Origin of the sequence: Aerococcus sp. NPDC058936 (assembly GCF_042741995.1) — a bacterium.
Classification (GTDB): domain Bacteria; phylum Bacillota; class Bacilli; order Lactobacillales; family Aerococcaceae; genus Aerococcus.
The window spans coordinates 36724-51507 of the sequence record NZ_JBHYKZ010000001.1 but is presented as its reverse complement, the minus strand read 5'-3'; the positions used below and the strand labels follow the sequence as shown (position 1 = coordinate 51507).

Sequence of the window (14784 nt, the reverse complement as noted above, 5' to 3'; positions counted from 1 at the left end):
GAGATAAATGGTTGTAGATTAATTCAATTCTTTTAAATACTGCGCAAATAAAGATTCTAATAACTTTGTAGCTTCCACATTGGGCTGTACCACTGTATATTTTCCTTTAGATAACACATCATGCACTAAATGTATTGTCCCCATAGTTTCAGCATTTTCAATTTGTGGAATATATAAATCCTTATTCAAAACATCGGCAATTAACTGTGTTAAACCAGTCATTTTTGTAACGCCACCAACTAAACCAAGTTTATCGAAGAATACCAAGTCTCCTAAATTAGTTACATTCACCTTTATATTGAATAACATTCCTAATATAATGGCATATAAAATGGATTCTCGGCTAGCATTTCTAGTCAAATTCAACAAGCTACCTCTAGCTGAATCTTGCCAAATAGGCGCTCGTTCCCCGTTAATATAGGGGACAAATACTACTTGGTCAACAGATCTATCGAGACAGATCTGATTTAATTCATCAAAACTCGTCTTGAAAATATCACATGCCCAAGCTAAAATATCCGCCCCATTATTACTCGCTAACCCAATAAGATAGTGATTAGCATCTATAGCATAGGAAAAATTATTTAAGCTAGTATCGGTCGATGGTGAATCAGCCACTACACGAACTGCGTGGCTAGTACCTATGGAAAGTACAGCATGATGGTCTAAGTCGTTAAAAATATAGTTAGACGAAACACCATCAGATGTACCTATAACAACTTTGATAGGAATCTGTAATGATTGATGAAAAGTCATCACTGCATAATTGACTGGTCGAATCTTTGGTAAATCTTCCACACTTAATCTTAACTGTGTTAATATTTCCTGATCCCAATCTAATCTAGCCAAATTCAGTAAGCCTGAACTTGAAGCGTTACTTAAATCAATAGACCATTCGCCTGTTAGCCGGTAGAATAATAAATCTTTTATGGAAGCAATTTTCATATTCGATTTATGAATAGATAATAACTTGACATAAGGATTCATCGAATGTATCGGTGTCCCTGTTCGTTGATAGACCCTTTCCTTTTCTGATTTGGATAATTGCGGTAACAACTCACACCCTCTTCTATCCGCCCAGGTAATCGTCTGTCCAAATAAATTAAAGTCTTGATCCAACAATTGCACGCTATGCATAGCTGTTGTTAGGATGATTTCCAATTCTTCTATTTCATATTGGTTGATTAAAAATCTTAATCCATCTTTTACAATTTGCCAAATTTCTTCAAAATCCATTTCATGTAAATCGTTCTGGTTATTTATTTTCTGATAACCAGCTTTAAAAGTATCGATTAATTGGTAATTATGGTTAAATAGATTGATTTTAGTATTTGTTGTGCCAACATCAATACTCACGATGTAAGTAATCAATATTCTTTATGCCCCCCAAATCGATAACGCATAGCTGATATCACTTGATTTGAAAAGGAAACTTCGTGTAGACTCGCATTCCGGTTCATCAATGATAAGGCGATGACAGGTGTTGGGACTTCCTCACTCAAAGCTTCATTAACCATCCACTTCGCTTCACCGGAAGCAGCAACTTTATGTTGGAAATTGCCTAATAAGGCATCTTGATTCAATTCATCATAAATATTGTCTAATAAGGCTGATTCAATAATAGATCCCCTAGACCAATTACCAACTACATCATCCAATTTAAAGGCAAAATGACTTTGCGCATTTAGTAAATGAAGACCTTCAGCAATTGCCTGCATCATCCCATATTCAATCCCATTATGAACCATTTTTAAATAGTGTCCACTTCCCGGCTCAGGGTAAAAACGGTAACCACCTGGCACACAAAGGGATTCCAGTATATTATTCACTTGCTTATCCAAAGGTCCAAGTCCACCTACCATCATGCAAGCACCAGATAATGCGCCTTCAACACCTCCTGAAATTCCGCAATCATAATATAGAATACCCTGCTCTTTAAACAAAGCATAGTTATCCAAAGAATCCTTATAAAAAGAATTTGAGAAATCAATAACAATATCATTCGGGTGTAGGATATCTTTTAAATTTTGCATAGTAGATTTGGTTGGTTCACCAGAAGGCAGCAAAGAAAACACTACATTCTTATCTGCATTATCCGCTAAGACAGCTAAATCAGGTAATAGCTGACATTTATCTGTATCTAATTGGTCAACAATTAACGGATTCAAGTCGAATCCGTTAATATGCTGTCCTTGTTTCATTAGTTGCTTAGCTAAAGCTAAACCCATTTTGCCTAATCCAATTACAGTTATCTTCATAAATGACTCCTATTTTAATTCTGGCCAAAATTCGCCATTTGCTTCAATTAAGTCATCTAACACTTCTCGCGCTTTAGTCGCTGTCGGAATGGTTCTAGATAATGTATAGGCTTGCCATACTTTTTGGTAGCTACCTTCAATAAAGCCTTCCACTAACAACTTCTCAGATGTTAATTGTTGGAACATTAAGGCTTGTTCAAATTGTGGAATTTTACCTTGTGTGATTGCCTCAGGCCCTTTACTACCAATAATACATGGTACTTCAACCATTGCATCATCAGGGAAGTTGGCAATTGCCCCATTATTTTCAACAATCATAATCATTCTTTCATGCGTATTAAAAGCAATTGCACGTGCTAAATCAACAATAAATGATGCATGACTATCAATATGGAAATTATTTTCTTTAGCTGTACCATTTTTAATAATATTTCTTGCCGTATCAAATACTTCTTTCTCACGGCCATCCATTACCTCATTAGCGCGGGTATAGTCTTTATCAGCGTGTGCTACCATATCCTCTGGGAATAAGTAATATTGTAAATAGGTATTTGGTAAAAAGCGTGGTTCAACTGCAAATAAGTCTTTCGCTTTTTTATGGGTTTCTTGCCAAGATGGATCTGTATGCTGGGTATCAATCTCCACTTGATTAAGGTAACCATTTTCCTTTACATACGCTTTTACTTTTTCGGTGTAGTCAGTACCATCCTTACCTCGAATAGAAGTCCACCAACCAAAGTGGTTTAAACCAAAGTAATCGACTTCAAGGTCATCTGGTGTCATCCCTAAGATTTGTGACATCCGGCGTAATGTACCAACGGGCATGTCACAGATATTCAATACTTTAGACGTCGGACGTAATACTCTACAAGCCTCAGCAACGATTGATGCAGGATTTGAATAGTTCAACATCCAACAATCAGGTGCATATTCTTCCATCAAATCAATCAAGTCCATCATGCCACCAATAGAGCGCATACCATAAGCCATACCACCAGGTCCACAAGTTTCTTGACCCACTAAATCATGTTTTAATGGGATTTTCTCATCTAATTCACGCATGGCATATTTCCCAACACGGATGTGGGCCATACAGAAATCCATACCAGTAAAGGCAAGCTTTGGATCATCTGTGTAAGCAAATTCAATTTCTGGTGCTTCTTCTTTTAGCATGATCTCAATCGCTTCACCAAGAATTGCTTGACGCTCTTGATCATTGTCATATAAGTAAAGTCTTTCTAATGGAAATCGGTCAAGATTATCCACCAACATTCTCACGATACCTGGTGTAAATGTGCTTCCGCCACCTGCAATAACAACTGAAAATTTTTTCATTTTAATTCGCTCCTCGTTTATGTCTTTCATTATTTTATTTAATCTTCTGATTCGAATCCTAGTACTTGGTCAACTGCTTTTCTGATAGAGCCCACTTGAACCCCGTAAACTACCTGCACATTATTGCCCTTCTTGACCACGCCACTAGCCTGGGTTTCATTTTTCAAACCAACTTCATCCACTAAATCTGGATCTTTTAAAATCGTTCTTAATCTTGAATAACAATTCGTAACAGATTCAATATTGTCCTTACCACCTAATAATTCAACGACAGTCAACCCTATACCAGCGCGTTCACTAGTTGTTTCACTTACCATTTGTGTTTGTCCGGTAGATTTTTTCTCCATATAGTCTTGCTTAGAATAGAGTTTGGTTTCATTCCCGTCCTCTTCTCGACCAATTGTTTTTAGATTCATTAATTGAATTAATACTCTAAAGACAACAAAGTAAATAACAAAGAATACTAACCCCACCAAGATATACATTGGCCAACCAGTCTTCTCAATTCCTAATGGTACATTCATTAATAAGAAGTCTATAAAACCATTTGGACCAATTGAGCGTACGTTTAACACATTTAAAACGACCATACTTAAGCCACTTAAAGCTGCATGTACAACATATAAAATTGGTGCAATAAACATAAATGAGAATTCAATCGGCTCTGTCACACCGGCTACAAATGATGTAAAAGCTGCTGGGATTAGAATAGCTTTCGCTTGTTGTTTCTTTTCTGGTGTCGCTGTGACATACATCGCCAAACATGCACCAATTAAACCAAACATTTTAGAAATACCACGCGCATCCCAAATCACACTTTGTGATAACTGTTGGATAGCTGGATCGACCATTTCTGCATAGTAAATGTTTCTTGATCCTTCATAGACCACATCACCAATAGTTTCAATCCCACCTAGTGATGTATATAGGAATGGCGTGTACACTAAATGGTGTAAACCTGTTGGGATTAATAAACGTTCTAATGCACCATAAACGAAAATCCCAAAATTACCTGCTTGCTGAATCCATCCCCCTAAAGAATTAATGCCTGCTTGGAAGAATGGCCAGATAAAGGTCATACCGATCGCAAAGATCACAACTACAGGAATCAAGACAATAAAGGCAAACCGCGTACCACCATAAATATTAAAGGCATTATTAAATTCAATCTCAGCATATTTATTGAAAATAAGCGCAATGATTAAACCTAGCATAATCCCAGCAAATACACCCATGTCTAACACTTGTACGCCTAACACCATTGTTTGTCCGCTACCTTGTAAGGCTTCAGGATCTACCAACATACCGCGCAAGTCCATAAAACGGTTCATCGCATTAATAAAAACAAGAAAAGCTAGCATAGCAGTAAAACCAGCTTCACCTTTTTTCTTGTTAGCTAAACCAACTGAAATACCCACACAAAATATCAATCCTAAGTTTTGTAGAATCGTTACCAGTGATCCTGTTAGGATACTACCAAAACTAGTTAAAACTGGATTATCTAAAAATGGCATAGCGGCTAATAGATTAGGATTTACCAGTATATTACCAATCGCAATTAATAAACCCGCAATCGGGAGAATTAAAACTGGAATAAACATCGCCTTGGAAAATCGCTGCATAACATCCATTAAATTTTGACTCTTGTTCATATTCGAACCTCCTTTGAATAAAACCACTTTACCATTAAAACGCTTACAAATGTTTATTCTCAATATTTTTGAACATTTTCCCTTTAATATGAAACATTTTCCGCAAAAAAGCGTAACTACCAACAATTACAGTAGCTACGCTTAAATCGTTATTTAAATGACTGTTCAATGACGTATTCTAAATAAAGCAACAATAATGAATAAAAGTGAGTTGAATAGATATTATTGCGGTCTAAAAACTGGTTATCATCTACTATAAAAGCAATGTCTGACTGCTTAGCCAACGTATTATCATAGGAATGCGTGAAAGAAATCACACCTTTACCATGTTCTTTGGCAATCATCGCCTTATTATTGACCATTTCTGTTTCACCACTTTTAGAGATACAGATAATGTGTGAAATACGATGGAGATTGTTTAAAAATAATGTATTTGAATCAGCACCATTAGAATAATAAACGAGTTCACCTTTCCCAAGCACCTTTTTATAAAAGTATTCTCCCAAAATACCTGAATAACCCGTTCCAATCACATACAAGGCATTTTCATTATCGTTAATAATTTGACCAAATTGGGTAAGTGCTTTTTCATTTTGCACGAAAATCTTTCTGACATCTTCAGAGATACCATTTATATAAGTATCAAGGTTACTATTTTCTACATTCACTTCTTGCTTACTCAAGTGGTAAATCATATCTGTAAACCCGTCAAAGCCTAGCTTCTTACTTAAACGAAAAATAGTCGACTTTGACGTGTAAGTCTCATCAGCTAATTTTTGAATAGTTAGTTGCTTAAGATTACTTTTATGTAACTTTAAATATTCTAAAACTAAATTTTCCATTTCTGAAAAAGATTTATCCGATGTATAAAATTCTTTTACCATATATACCCCTTTAACTACTTAGAAAATTTCTTCCTATCCTCATCCCCTTTATTATACCTTGAAGTAAGCGCTTGACCAAAATTTTGAAAAAAGAATCCCCAGCTTCAACTAGAGATTCTTTCAACAATTGCCTTACCTAAACTGTCCAATCCATGTCGTCATCTTCAACTTGATTACCTTCATTCTTAGCTTGTTCAATCTCTGCTTGTTTTATCGCCACGCGCTCAGAGATCTTAAGGAATGGGATGTAGAATAAAGTTGTCACAGCTAAAATAATAATTTGTAGTAAGACCACCTTCAAGTCACCACCACTCGCTAGGAATCCTGAAATTAATGGTGGCGTTGTCCAAGGAACCAGCACAATTAATGGTTCTACAAAACCAACCACAGTCGCTAGATAACCAATTAAAGCCCCAATTACTGGAGATAGTACGAATGGAATCATCATCGGTATATTGAAAATGATTGGTAAACCAAAAATCATCGGTTCATTAATTTCAAATAAACCAGGCGCAATGGAAAGTTTCGAAACTTCCCGATAAGGTTGGTACTTACTTACTAAAAATACCGCAATGATTAAAGCTAATGTGCCGCCCGTACCACCCATTTGTGCGTAAACCGCTTGGAATGAAGTATTGATGATATTTATTGGTTCCTGTCCATTGGCTACAGCATTCATATTCTCGTTCATATTCACAAGAAGTAATGGTTCTGTTAATACCCCATTAATTACTGTTTGATGAATACCTAATGTAAATAAGAAATTACCGGTTGAATAAATCAACAAATAGCCGAATATAGAAGAATTGACCGCACGTAATGGTTCTTGGATAAGTGTTGAAATTAAGGTCACCAGGTCTGTATGAAAAACAACACTTAATAGTGCAGAAATAATCGCAAAGAATGATAAGGTCACAATTGTTGGAATCATTGTTGAAAAACCTTGACCAACTGCTGGTGGTACCTGATCACCTAAGTTAATGCTTAATTTTTTATTGTTAGCTAGTTTCATGAAAACTTCTGTAGCTAATAACCCCATGATAATCCCAGCAAACATCCCTTGAGTACCTAATTCATTAAAAGATACTACCCCCGAAACCTCTACCGGATCGCTACCATCAATCGGTGTTGCCAATCTAGAAATAGACATCATAATAAATAAAGAAGCAGTCGCAACAGAAGTCGCTGAAATTGGACTTGAAAAGTTTTTATTGGTAGCCAATGAAAAAGCAATCATTGGTGCAATCAAAAGACCAGCGATATTCAAAGTACCATTTGTGATTACATTCCCAAAATTTTGAAAATTGGCCAGTGTTTCACCACTCAAAAATATCGGGAAAATCACATTATTCACCAAGACGGCAAGCCCAGCTAGAATAAACATAGGCATAATATTCGCAAAAGCGTCTCGCAAACTTCGCAGATGAACTTGATTTCCAATCTTAACAGAGAAATTCGTAAATTTTTCAATAAAAACATTGTTCTGAACTTTATTTTGAGCCATCTCTTTTGCCCCTCTCTATTCTTTATTCAAACCATATTTTTCATTGTATTCCTGAATAGTTTCCTTAAACCATTGGTAGGATTTCTTCGGTACCCGTTTCATATCTCTCAAATCATGATTGGTACGGTTGACATATACTAGACCGTAACGTTTTCGCATGTCACCTTGAGAGGATAAAATATCAATTAATCCCCAACCTAGGTAACCCATGATTTCCACTCCGTCTTCATGAATGGCATCAAACATCGCTTCCATATGTGCTTCATGATAAGCAATACGATAATCGTCTTGAATTGGATTTTCTCCGTCCCATTCTTCCTGTACACCAATACCATTTTCAATTGGGAAGACTGGCAGCTGATATCTTTGATACATTTTATTCATTACATCGCGGAAACCTAGGGGATCAATTTGCCAATTCCACTCAGTTGTCTCAAGATGCGGATTATCCACTTTACCTTCAACTAAGTACCAGTTAGGTTCAGTATCTACCGGAATTTTTTCTGCCGAAATGGTTGTTGAAGCGTAATATGAAAAACTCAAATAATCATTATAGTGATTTGCAATTGCAGCAAGTTCTTCATCTGTTGCTTGCCAGTCAATTTGTTTATTTTTAATATAGGTCAACACTTCATTTGAGTATTGTCCTTTTGCATATGCATCTAATAAATTATAATTAATGAATTCATCCCATTTACGAGCAGCCAAGATATCTTCAGGTTTTGACGTAGCTGGATACACCTCACTATAAGCCAACATACCACCCATCTTCGCATCAGAATTTTCATGCAAATAGTTGGTGATTTCTGCATGACTAGCCATCACATTATGCATGATTTGATATAACTCATGGACATCTTTCTTGCCATTTTCGGCCCCAGCAATCAAATAACTAATATTCGGTTCAGAATATAGATTTTGCTCATTAAAGATAATCCAATACTTCACCTTATTTGAAAACTCATCTACCATCTTTTGACCATAACGAACAAATGCTTCTTTCACATGTTTTGAAGTAAAGCCATTATATTGTTCAGCAAGGTGAAGTGGAATATCAAAGTGGTATAAACAAATCATCGGTTCAATACCACGTGCAATTAATGCGTCTACAATACGATGATAATAGTCGATACCTTCTTGATTAAAATCACCGTCGCCATCCTTTACTACACGTGACCAGGAAATTTGGAACCGATACATATTCATCCCTAAATCTTGAATATAATCAAAATCTTCCTCAAAGTGATGGTAATTATCATTCGCAAAATGCCAGTCACTCGCAAACTCACTTGCCTCTCTGACATCATATACTGATAAAGACTTGCCGCCTTCATTCCAGCCACCTTCAGTTTGCATACTTGAAACAGAATTGCCCCAAAAGAATTTCATAATACTCCTCCTTAAAACATAGTAAGCGTTTACATTTATAAATATATATTAAAACAAATTTCCAATGAGAGAAAGACTTCTCACAATCTTTGTAAATGTATCAGTTTACAAAGATGTAAGCGAATTCTATAATTTATTTGAGGTGATTCATTTGTCAAAATATACAAGCATAGCTGATGATTTACGCGATCAAATACTCATAGGAAAATATAAAGATTCAGATAAATTACCCAAGCAAGCAGACCTGGCTGACTTATACCATACAAGTAGAGTAACAATTTCTCGCGCCATTGGTATTTTGCAGCTGGAAGGCTTAGTATCTACTGAATTTGGTGGCGGTACAAAGATTAATCGAATCAATACAGAGAATCAGTTCTTTGACCATATGATTAATACCCCATCTGGCGCTAGTTATAACTACGGCGGCAAGGGTCAGCTAACTTCTACCATAGTCTCCTTCGAACAACGATTACCTGTAGACTTTGAGCAGCAAAAACTACATATCAAAAAAACGGATGAAGTGTATGATATCATCCGCGTGAGAAACTTAAATGGTCAGCCATTTATTATCGAATATACGATAATGCCAGTAAAAGTGATCCCTAATATTACAATGGAGATATTAAGTGATTCTATCTATACCTATATCCAACACACTTTAAATCTTGATTTAGGCAAATCTTTTCGTATCATATCAGCAGATGAAGCAGATGCATTTGATAGCCAATATTTACAAACGGAAATAGGAAAACCAATCCTAGAAATCGAACAAGTCGCTTTTCTAAAAAATGATATACCCTTTGAATATTCCCAAACTCGTCACTTATATAACAAAGGGCGTATTATTTATGTAGAATTATATCGATAGAAAAAAGCCACCCTAGCTGGATGACTTTTGACTAGCTTATCAGTCTTCATCTACCCAATGGTAAAGGAAGAACATGTAGCCCCAAAACTTCTTAATTTCACGGAAACCGCCAGCTTTTAAATAACTAGGCCCCTCATTCCATTGCACGTTTTTACCATCAATTTCACGATATGAAGCCACATAGGTTAAGTCAAAACCGTAATGACGGTTTTGTCGTTCATAAATCATTTTGGTACGTAACATATGATAATCAGATGATGTAATAATTGCTGAGTCGTAGCCTAAATCTGCCATCATTTGTATGGTAGGAAAACCACATCCACATCATACTCAGTGTTCATGTATTTAACAAACTGTTTATAAGCATCTATTTCCTCTTGGATAACCTCTATTGGCTGATAGGTTTCAATTAAAATGTACCGGTCTAAATCTAACTGAATCGTAGGTGATAGTTCTCGCAATTCAGGTTGAATGAATAACAAATCATCCGGAATAAAGGTCACTTCATGATGGGTAGCCAATTGATCAAACCAAATTTTTGAATACATTTGGTCACGAGCAGCCACTTCCTCAAGTTGTGTGACATCAATAGTTTGAAGTGCTTTGGTAGCAACTTTTCCAATATTAGGTAAAGCGTGTGACATAATACCCTCTCCTTCATTTTCTTCACTTTATATTACTATCTTAATATATATATAAGTCCATACTAAAAGGAGAAAATGCTTGATTTCAAAGACAAGCGTGAATAAGCTTACCTCAACAAGTGGAAGAATTAGTTTATATTCTTCCAGTTAAGCGCCTCAGCTGGAACAATTAGTTTTTATTCTTCTAGTTAAGCGCCTCAGCTGGAACAATTTATTTTTATTCTTCCAGTTAATCACCTCAGCTGGAACAATTGGTATTTATTCTTCAAGTTAATCACCTCAGCTGGAACAATTGGTTTTTATTCTTCCGATTAATCGCCTCAGCTGGAACAATTGGTTTTTATTCTTCCAGTTAATCACCTCAGCTAGAACAATTTATTTTTATTCTTCTAGCTAGGTACAACTCAAAACCAAAAAACGTATATGCCTTACTTGCGCAAGTAAGGCATATACGTGTATAAAAGGGGATCAAATTTAGGTATTACTTGATGCGTCGGATACTATTAATTGTAGTTTGCTTGTCTTTCTTTATATCCATAATATGCATCTTCAAGGATTTCTTGCATTTCATTTACTAAAGCTAAGCGTGGATTCACTGGTGTACATTGGTCCTCAAAGGCTAAGTAGGCGATATCTTCTGTTTTATCCATGAAGGCAGATTCATCAACGCCCTGGTCTTTTAGACTCATTTGAATTCCAACACGTTCTCCAAGTTCGAACACAGCTTGTGCTAAGTTTTTTACTCCTTCTTCTGGAGTTTTTGCATCAAGTCCGATTAATTTAGCGATGTCTTGGTATTTTACATCTGCTTTGTAGTAATTGTATTTTGGCCAGTTCGCCTGTTTCGCTGGTCGGGTTCCGTTATAGCGAATAACGAATGGAAGTAAAATCGCATTTGTTCGACCGTGAACTGTATGGAAAACTCCACCAATCTTATGAGCCATTGAGTGGTTAATTCCTAAGAAGGCATTACCAAATGCCATACCCGCCATAGTTGAAGCGTTATGCATTCTTTCACGTGCTTCTGGATCATTATATTTTACTGAAGCTTCTAAGTTTTCGAATACAATCTTAATTGCTTGTAAAGCCAGTCCATCAGTAAAGTCGTTAGCCATCACTGATACATACGCTTCGATCGCGTGTGTTAACACGTCCATCCCTGTATCAGCTGTAACAAAATCTGGTACAGTCTCAACTAAAGCAGGATCTACAATTGCGACTGTTGGTAGTAATGAATAGTCCGCTAATGGGTATTTCATATTATTTTTCTTATCAGAGATAACCGCAAATGGTGTCACTTCAGATCCTGTTCCTGATGTCGTTGGAATACCTACATACTTCGCTTTAGACCCAAGTTCTGGGAACTTAACCGCTCTTTTACGGATGTCTAGGAATTTTTGAACTAAATCTCTAAAGTCTACTTCTGGTTGTTCGTAGAATAACCACATGACTTTAGCTGCATCCATAACAGATCCCCCACCTAGTGCGATAATTGTATCGGGTTGGAATTGAGCCATGGCTTCAGCACCACTTCTAACGGTTGTTATATCTGGATCTGGTTCAACGTTATGGAAGATTTGGTAATTTACTTTATTTTGACGTGCCTCAAGCTGGTCGATAATTCTTTGCGTAAAGCCGAGTTTCATCATAGATTCATCCGTAACAATCATGACGCGTTCAACATCAGCCATTGTTTTTAAATATTTGATTGAGTCACGTTCGAAATAAATTTTTGAAGGTACTTTAAACCATTGCATGTTATTGCGTCGTCTCCCTACTGTTTTAATGTTAAGTAAATTCAATGCTCCGACGTTTCCACCAACTGAGTTGCGTCCGTATGATCCACAACCTAGAGTTAATGAAGGGATGAAGGCATTGTATACATCTCCGATTCCCCCGAATGTTGAAGGAGAGTTCCAAATAACTCGAATGGCTTTAACTTGACGGCCGAATTCATTCGCTAATTCTTGATTATGTGTATGAATCGCAGCTGAGTGACCTAATCCAAAGAACTCAACCATTTGTGCAGCTTTTTGAATTCCATCTTCAGTTGTTTCTGACTTCAATAAGGCTAAGACTGGAGATAGTTTTTCGCGTGTTAATGGTTCGTTTGGTCCAACTTCTGACACCTCTGCTACTAGAATATTTGTTTCTTCCGGAACGGTGAAACCTGCTTGTTCTGCAATCCATGTCGCTGGTTTCCCAACAATTTCACTATTTAATTTTGCGCCAGCACAGTTTTCACTGAATGCTTTAGAACCGAAACAAAATTCCTCTAATAGTGCTTTCTCTTTTGAATTTACGATATAAGCATGATAGCTTACTAATTCATCTTTAAATTCTTTATAGATTTCTTTATCAACAATTGCGGCTTGTTCAGAAGCACATACCATTCCGTTATCGAATGATTTACTTAATACGATGTCATAAGCTGCTTGCTTAACGTTTGCTGTCTTTTCAACGTAAGCTGGCACATTTCCTGCCCCAACTCCTAACGCTGGCTTACCACATGAGTAAGCTGATTTAACCATGGCATTTCCACCAGTGGCTAAGATTGTCGCAACCCCATCGTGATTCATTAATGCATTCGTTGCATCTAACGATGGTTCTGTAATCCACTGTACACAGTTTTCTGGTGCACCTGCTTCAATCGCTGCATCTCGAACGATTTGAGCAGCGTGAGCCGATGACTCAAGTGCTGCCGGGTGAAATGAAAAAATGATTGGGTTACGAGTTTTTAATGCGATGAGCGCTTTGAAAATAGTTGTCGACGTCGGATTCGTTGTCGGAGTGATGGCGCAAATAACTCCAACAGGTTCAGCAATTTCTGTGATCCCCGTCACTTCATCATCACTGATAACACCAACTGTCTTCATATCTCGCATGTAATTTACAACGTGCTCACAAGCAAATAAGTTCTTTGTCGCCTTGTCTTCAAATACACCACGGCCAGTTTCTTCAACCGCATGTCTTGCTAAAGTACCATGTTGATCTAAAGCTGCAACTGAAGCTTTCGCTACAATGTGATCAATTTGCTCTTGATTAAAATAATCGAATTCCTCTAAAGCAACCAAACCTTTTTCTACTAAACCATTAATCATGTAATTAACATTTCCGATAACATCTTTTTCAATTAATTCCGTCATTGTTATGCTCCCCTTTTCTTTATCTTTGATTACATGTTACTCTTTTCACAAACGAAAGTAAAGAAGTTTTTTGTTAAAAATGTTAATATAATAGATTTTTATCAGGTGTTGTAACAGTTATCTATGCTGTTTCATTCAATGGTAAATCAATTTATGTGATTAAATGAACATACTTAAGATTCTGTTATATAACAATATTGATATTGTTTTATTGATATTGATACTGATATTTCCATTCTTTAACTGCTAATATTTGCTAGAAATACATAAAAAAGCGCAACACTGTTTTAAAGTGTTACGCTTTAATTATGTCGCTTTATTTAATCATCTAAATATCCTTTGTAGCGTTCTGTTCTCAACAATCTTTTAGCATTCTCGACCCGTTCTGCAGTCGGTGGTTCGACTCCTTCCAAACGGTATTTAATTCCAAGTGCCTCATATTTGTAGACACCTAGTTTATGATATGGAAGCACCTCGAACTTGCGAACATTTGATAAAGTTTCAACATAATCGCCTAATCGAATCAGATACTCATCGTAATCCGTACGCGTTGGAACAAGTACGTGACGAATCCAAACAGGTATATTCAACTCTGAAAGTAATTCAGCCATCTGCATGATATTCTCATTGCGCACGCCTGTTAATTTTACATGACCTTTTGGATCAATATGCTTAATATCAAATAAGAACAGATCAGTATACTTCATCAGTTCTTCAAATTGTGAGCGGAATGGTTCCTCTAAAGTAAAGGGCGCGCCACACGTATCAATCGTTGTGTGGACACCATGTGCTTTACAAATTTTGAAATATTCAATCAGAAATTCGATTTGAAGTAAAGGTTCTCCCCCACTTACAGTTACTCCGCCGCTATTACCCCAAAAAGATCGGTATTGTATGGCTTCATCGAATAATTCTTGCGGAGTATAAGGTGTTCCCCCACGCCTATTCCAAGTATCCGGATTATGACAAAACTGACAGCGTAGACGACATCCTTGCATAAAAGAGATGAATCGTATCCCTGGTCCGTCAACTGATCCGAAACTTTCAGTCGAGTGGACGTTCCCAATAATTGGTGTTTTAACTTCTGACAAGATATATCCCCCT

Annotated in this window: 12 protein-coding genes; 1 reads left to right on the top strand and 11 read right to left on the bottom strand. The window is 36.6% G+C overall.

What is annotated here, in order from left to right:
• Positions 1-18: 18 nt before the first annotated feature.
• The 7 genes from ACFW0C_RS00260 to ACFW0C_RS00230 form a co-directional block, all read right to left on the bottom strand.
• Positions 19-1371: a gluconokinase gene (locus tag ACFW0C_RS00260; RefSeq protein ID WP_378104347.1), complete on the bottom strand. Its 1353-nt coding sequence runs from the start codon at positions 1369-1371 to the stop codon at positions 19-21.
• Positions 1368-2258 (bottom strand): NADP-dependent phosphogluconate dehydrogenase, encoded by an 891-nt coding sequence (locus ACFW0C_RS00255; protein WP_378104344.1) that lies wholly within the window; start codon positions 2256-2258, stop codon positions 1368-1370. The genes ACFW0C_RS00260 and ACFW0C_RS00255 overlap by 4 nt, the downstream gene beginning before the upstream one ends.
• A gap of 9 nt (positions 2259-2267) precedes the next feature.
• Positions 2268-3593 (bottom strand): 6-phospho-alpha-glucosidase, encoded by a 1326-nt coding sequence (locus ACFW0C_RS00250; RefSeq protein ID WP_378104342.1) that lies wholly within the window; start codon positions 3591-3593, stop codon positions 2268-2270.
• Positions 3594-3631: 38 nt separating this feature from the next.
• The gene (locus ACFW0C_RS00245) at positions 3632-5245 is read right to left on the bottom strand and encodes a PTS transporter subunit EIIC (RefSeq protein ID WP_378104340.1); all 1614 of its coding nucleotides are present in this window, start codon (positions 5243-5245) and stop codon (positions 3632-3634) included.
• Between the two features lie 149 nt (positions 5246-5394).
• A complete protein-coding gene (locus tag ACFW0C_RS00240; protein ID WP_378104338.1) occupies positions 5395-6129 on the bottom strand; it encodes a MurR/RpiR family transcriptional regulator in 735 nt (244 codons plus the stop codon).
• Between the two features lie 136 nt (positions 6130-6265).
• Entirely contained in the window at positions 6266-7633 is a 1368-nt protein-coding gene (locus ACFW0C_RS00235) for a PTS sugar transporter subunit IIC (RefSeq protein WP_378104336.1), read from the bottom strand.
• A 15-nt stretch (positions 7634-7648) separates the two neighbouring features.
• A complete protein-coding gene (locus ACFW0C_RS00230; RefSeq protein WP_378104719.1) occupies positions 7649-9025 on the bottom strand; it encodes a glycoside hydrolase family 1 protein in 1377 nt (458 codons plus the stop codon).
• Positions 9026-9173: 148 nt separating this feature from the next.
• Between ACFW0C_RS00230 and ACFW0C_RS00225 the strand changes: the two genes are divergently transcribed.
• Positions 9174-9890 (top strand): GntR family transcriptional regulator, encoded by a 717-nt coding sequence (locus ACFW0C_RS00225; protein ID WP_378104334.1) that lies wholly within the window; start codon positions 9174-9176, stop codon positions 9888-9890.
• Between the two features lie 39 nt (positions 9891-9929).
• On the opposite strand, the gene ACFW0C_RS00220 is transcribed toward ACFW0C_RS00225, so the two are convergent.
• The 4 genes from ACFW0C_RS00220 to pflA all read right to left on the bottom strand — a co-directional run bounded on the left by ACFW0C_RS00220 (position 9930) and on the right by pflA (position 14771).
• Positions 9930-10187 carry a hypothetical protein gene (locus ACFW0C_RS00220; RefSeq protein ID WP_378104333.1) on the bottom strand — a complete coding sequence of 86 codons (258 nt, stop codon included), beginning with the start codon at positions 10185-10187 and terminating at the stop codon, positions 9930-9932.
• Positions 10184-10534 carry a hypothetical protein gene (locus ACFW0C_RS00215; RefSeq protein ID WP_269104572.1) on the bottom strand — a complete coding sequence of 117 codons (351 nt, stop codon included), beginning with the start codon at positions 10532-10534 and terminating at the stop codon, positions 10184-10186. Before ACFW0C_RS00215 ends, ACFW0C_RS00220 begins: the two co-directional genes overlap by 4 nt.
• Before the next feature lie 503 nt (positions 10535-11037).
• The gene (gene adhE, locus ACFW0C_RS00210) at positions 11038-13680 is read right to left on the bottom strand and encodes a bifunctional acetaldehyde-CoA/alcohol dehydrogenase (protein ID WP_378104331.1); all 2643 of its coding nucleotides are present in this window, start codon (positions 13678-13680) and stop codon (positions 11038-11040) included.
• A 320-nt stretch (positions 13681-14000) separates the two neighbouring features.
• Positions 14001-14771, bottom strand: coding sequence for a pyruvate formate-lyase-activating protein (gene pflA, locus ACFW0C_RS00205; protein ID WP_197558085.1), 771 nt, complete (start codon positions 14769-14771; stop codon positions 14001-14003).
• Positions 14772-14784: the final 13 nt, after the last annotated feature.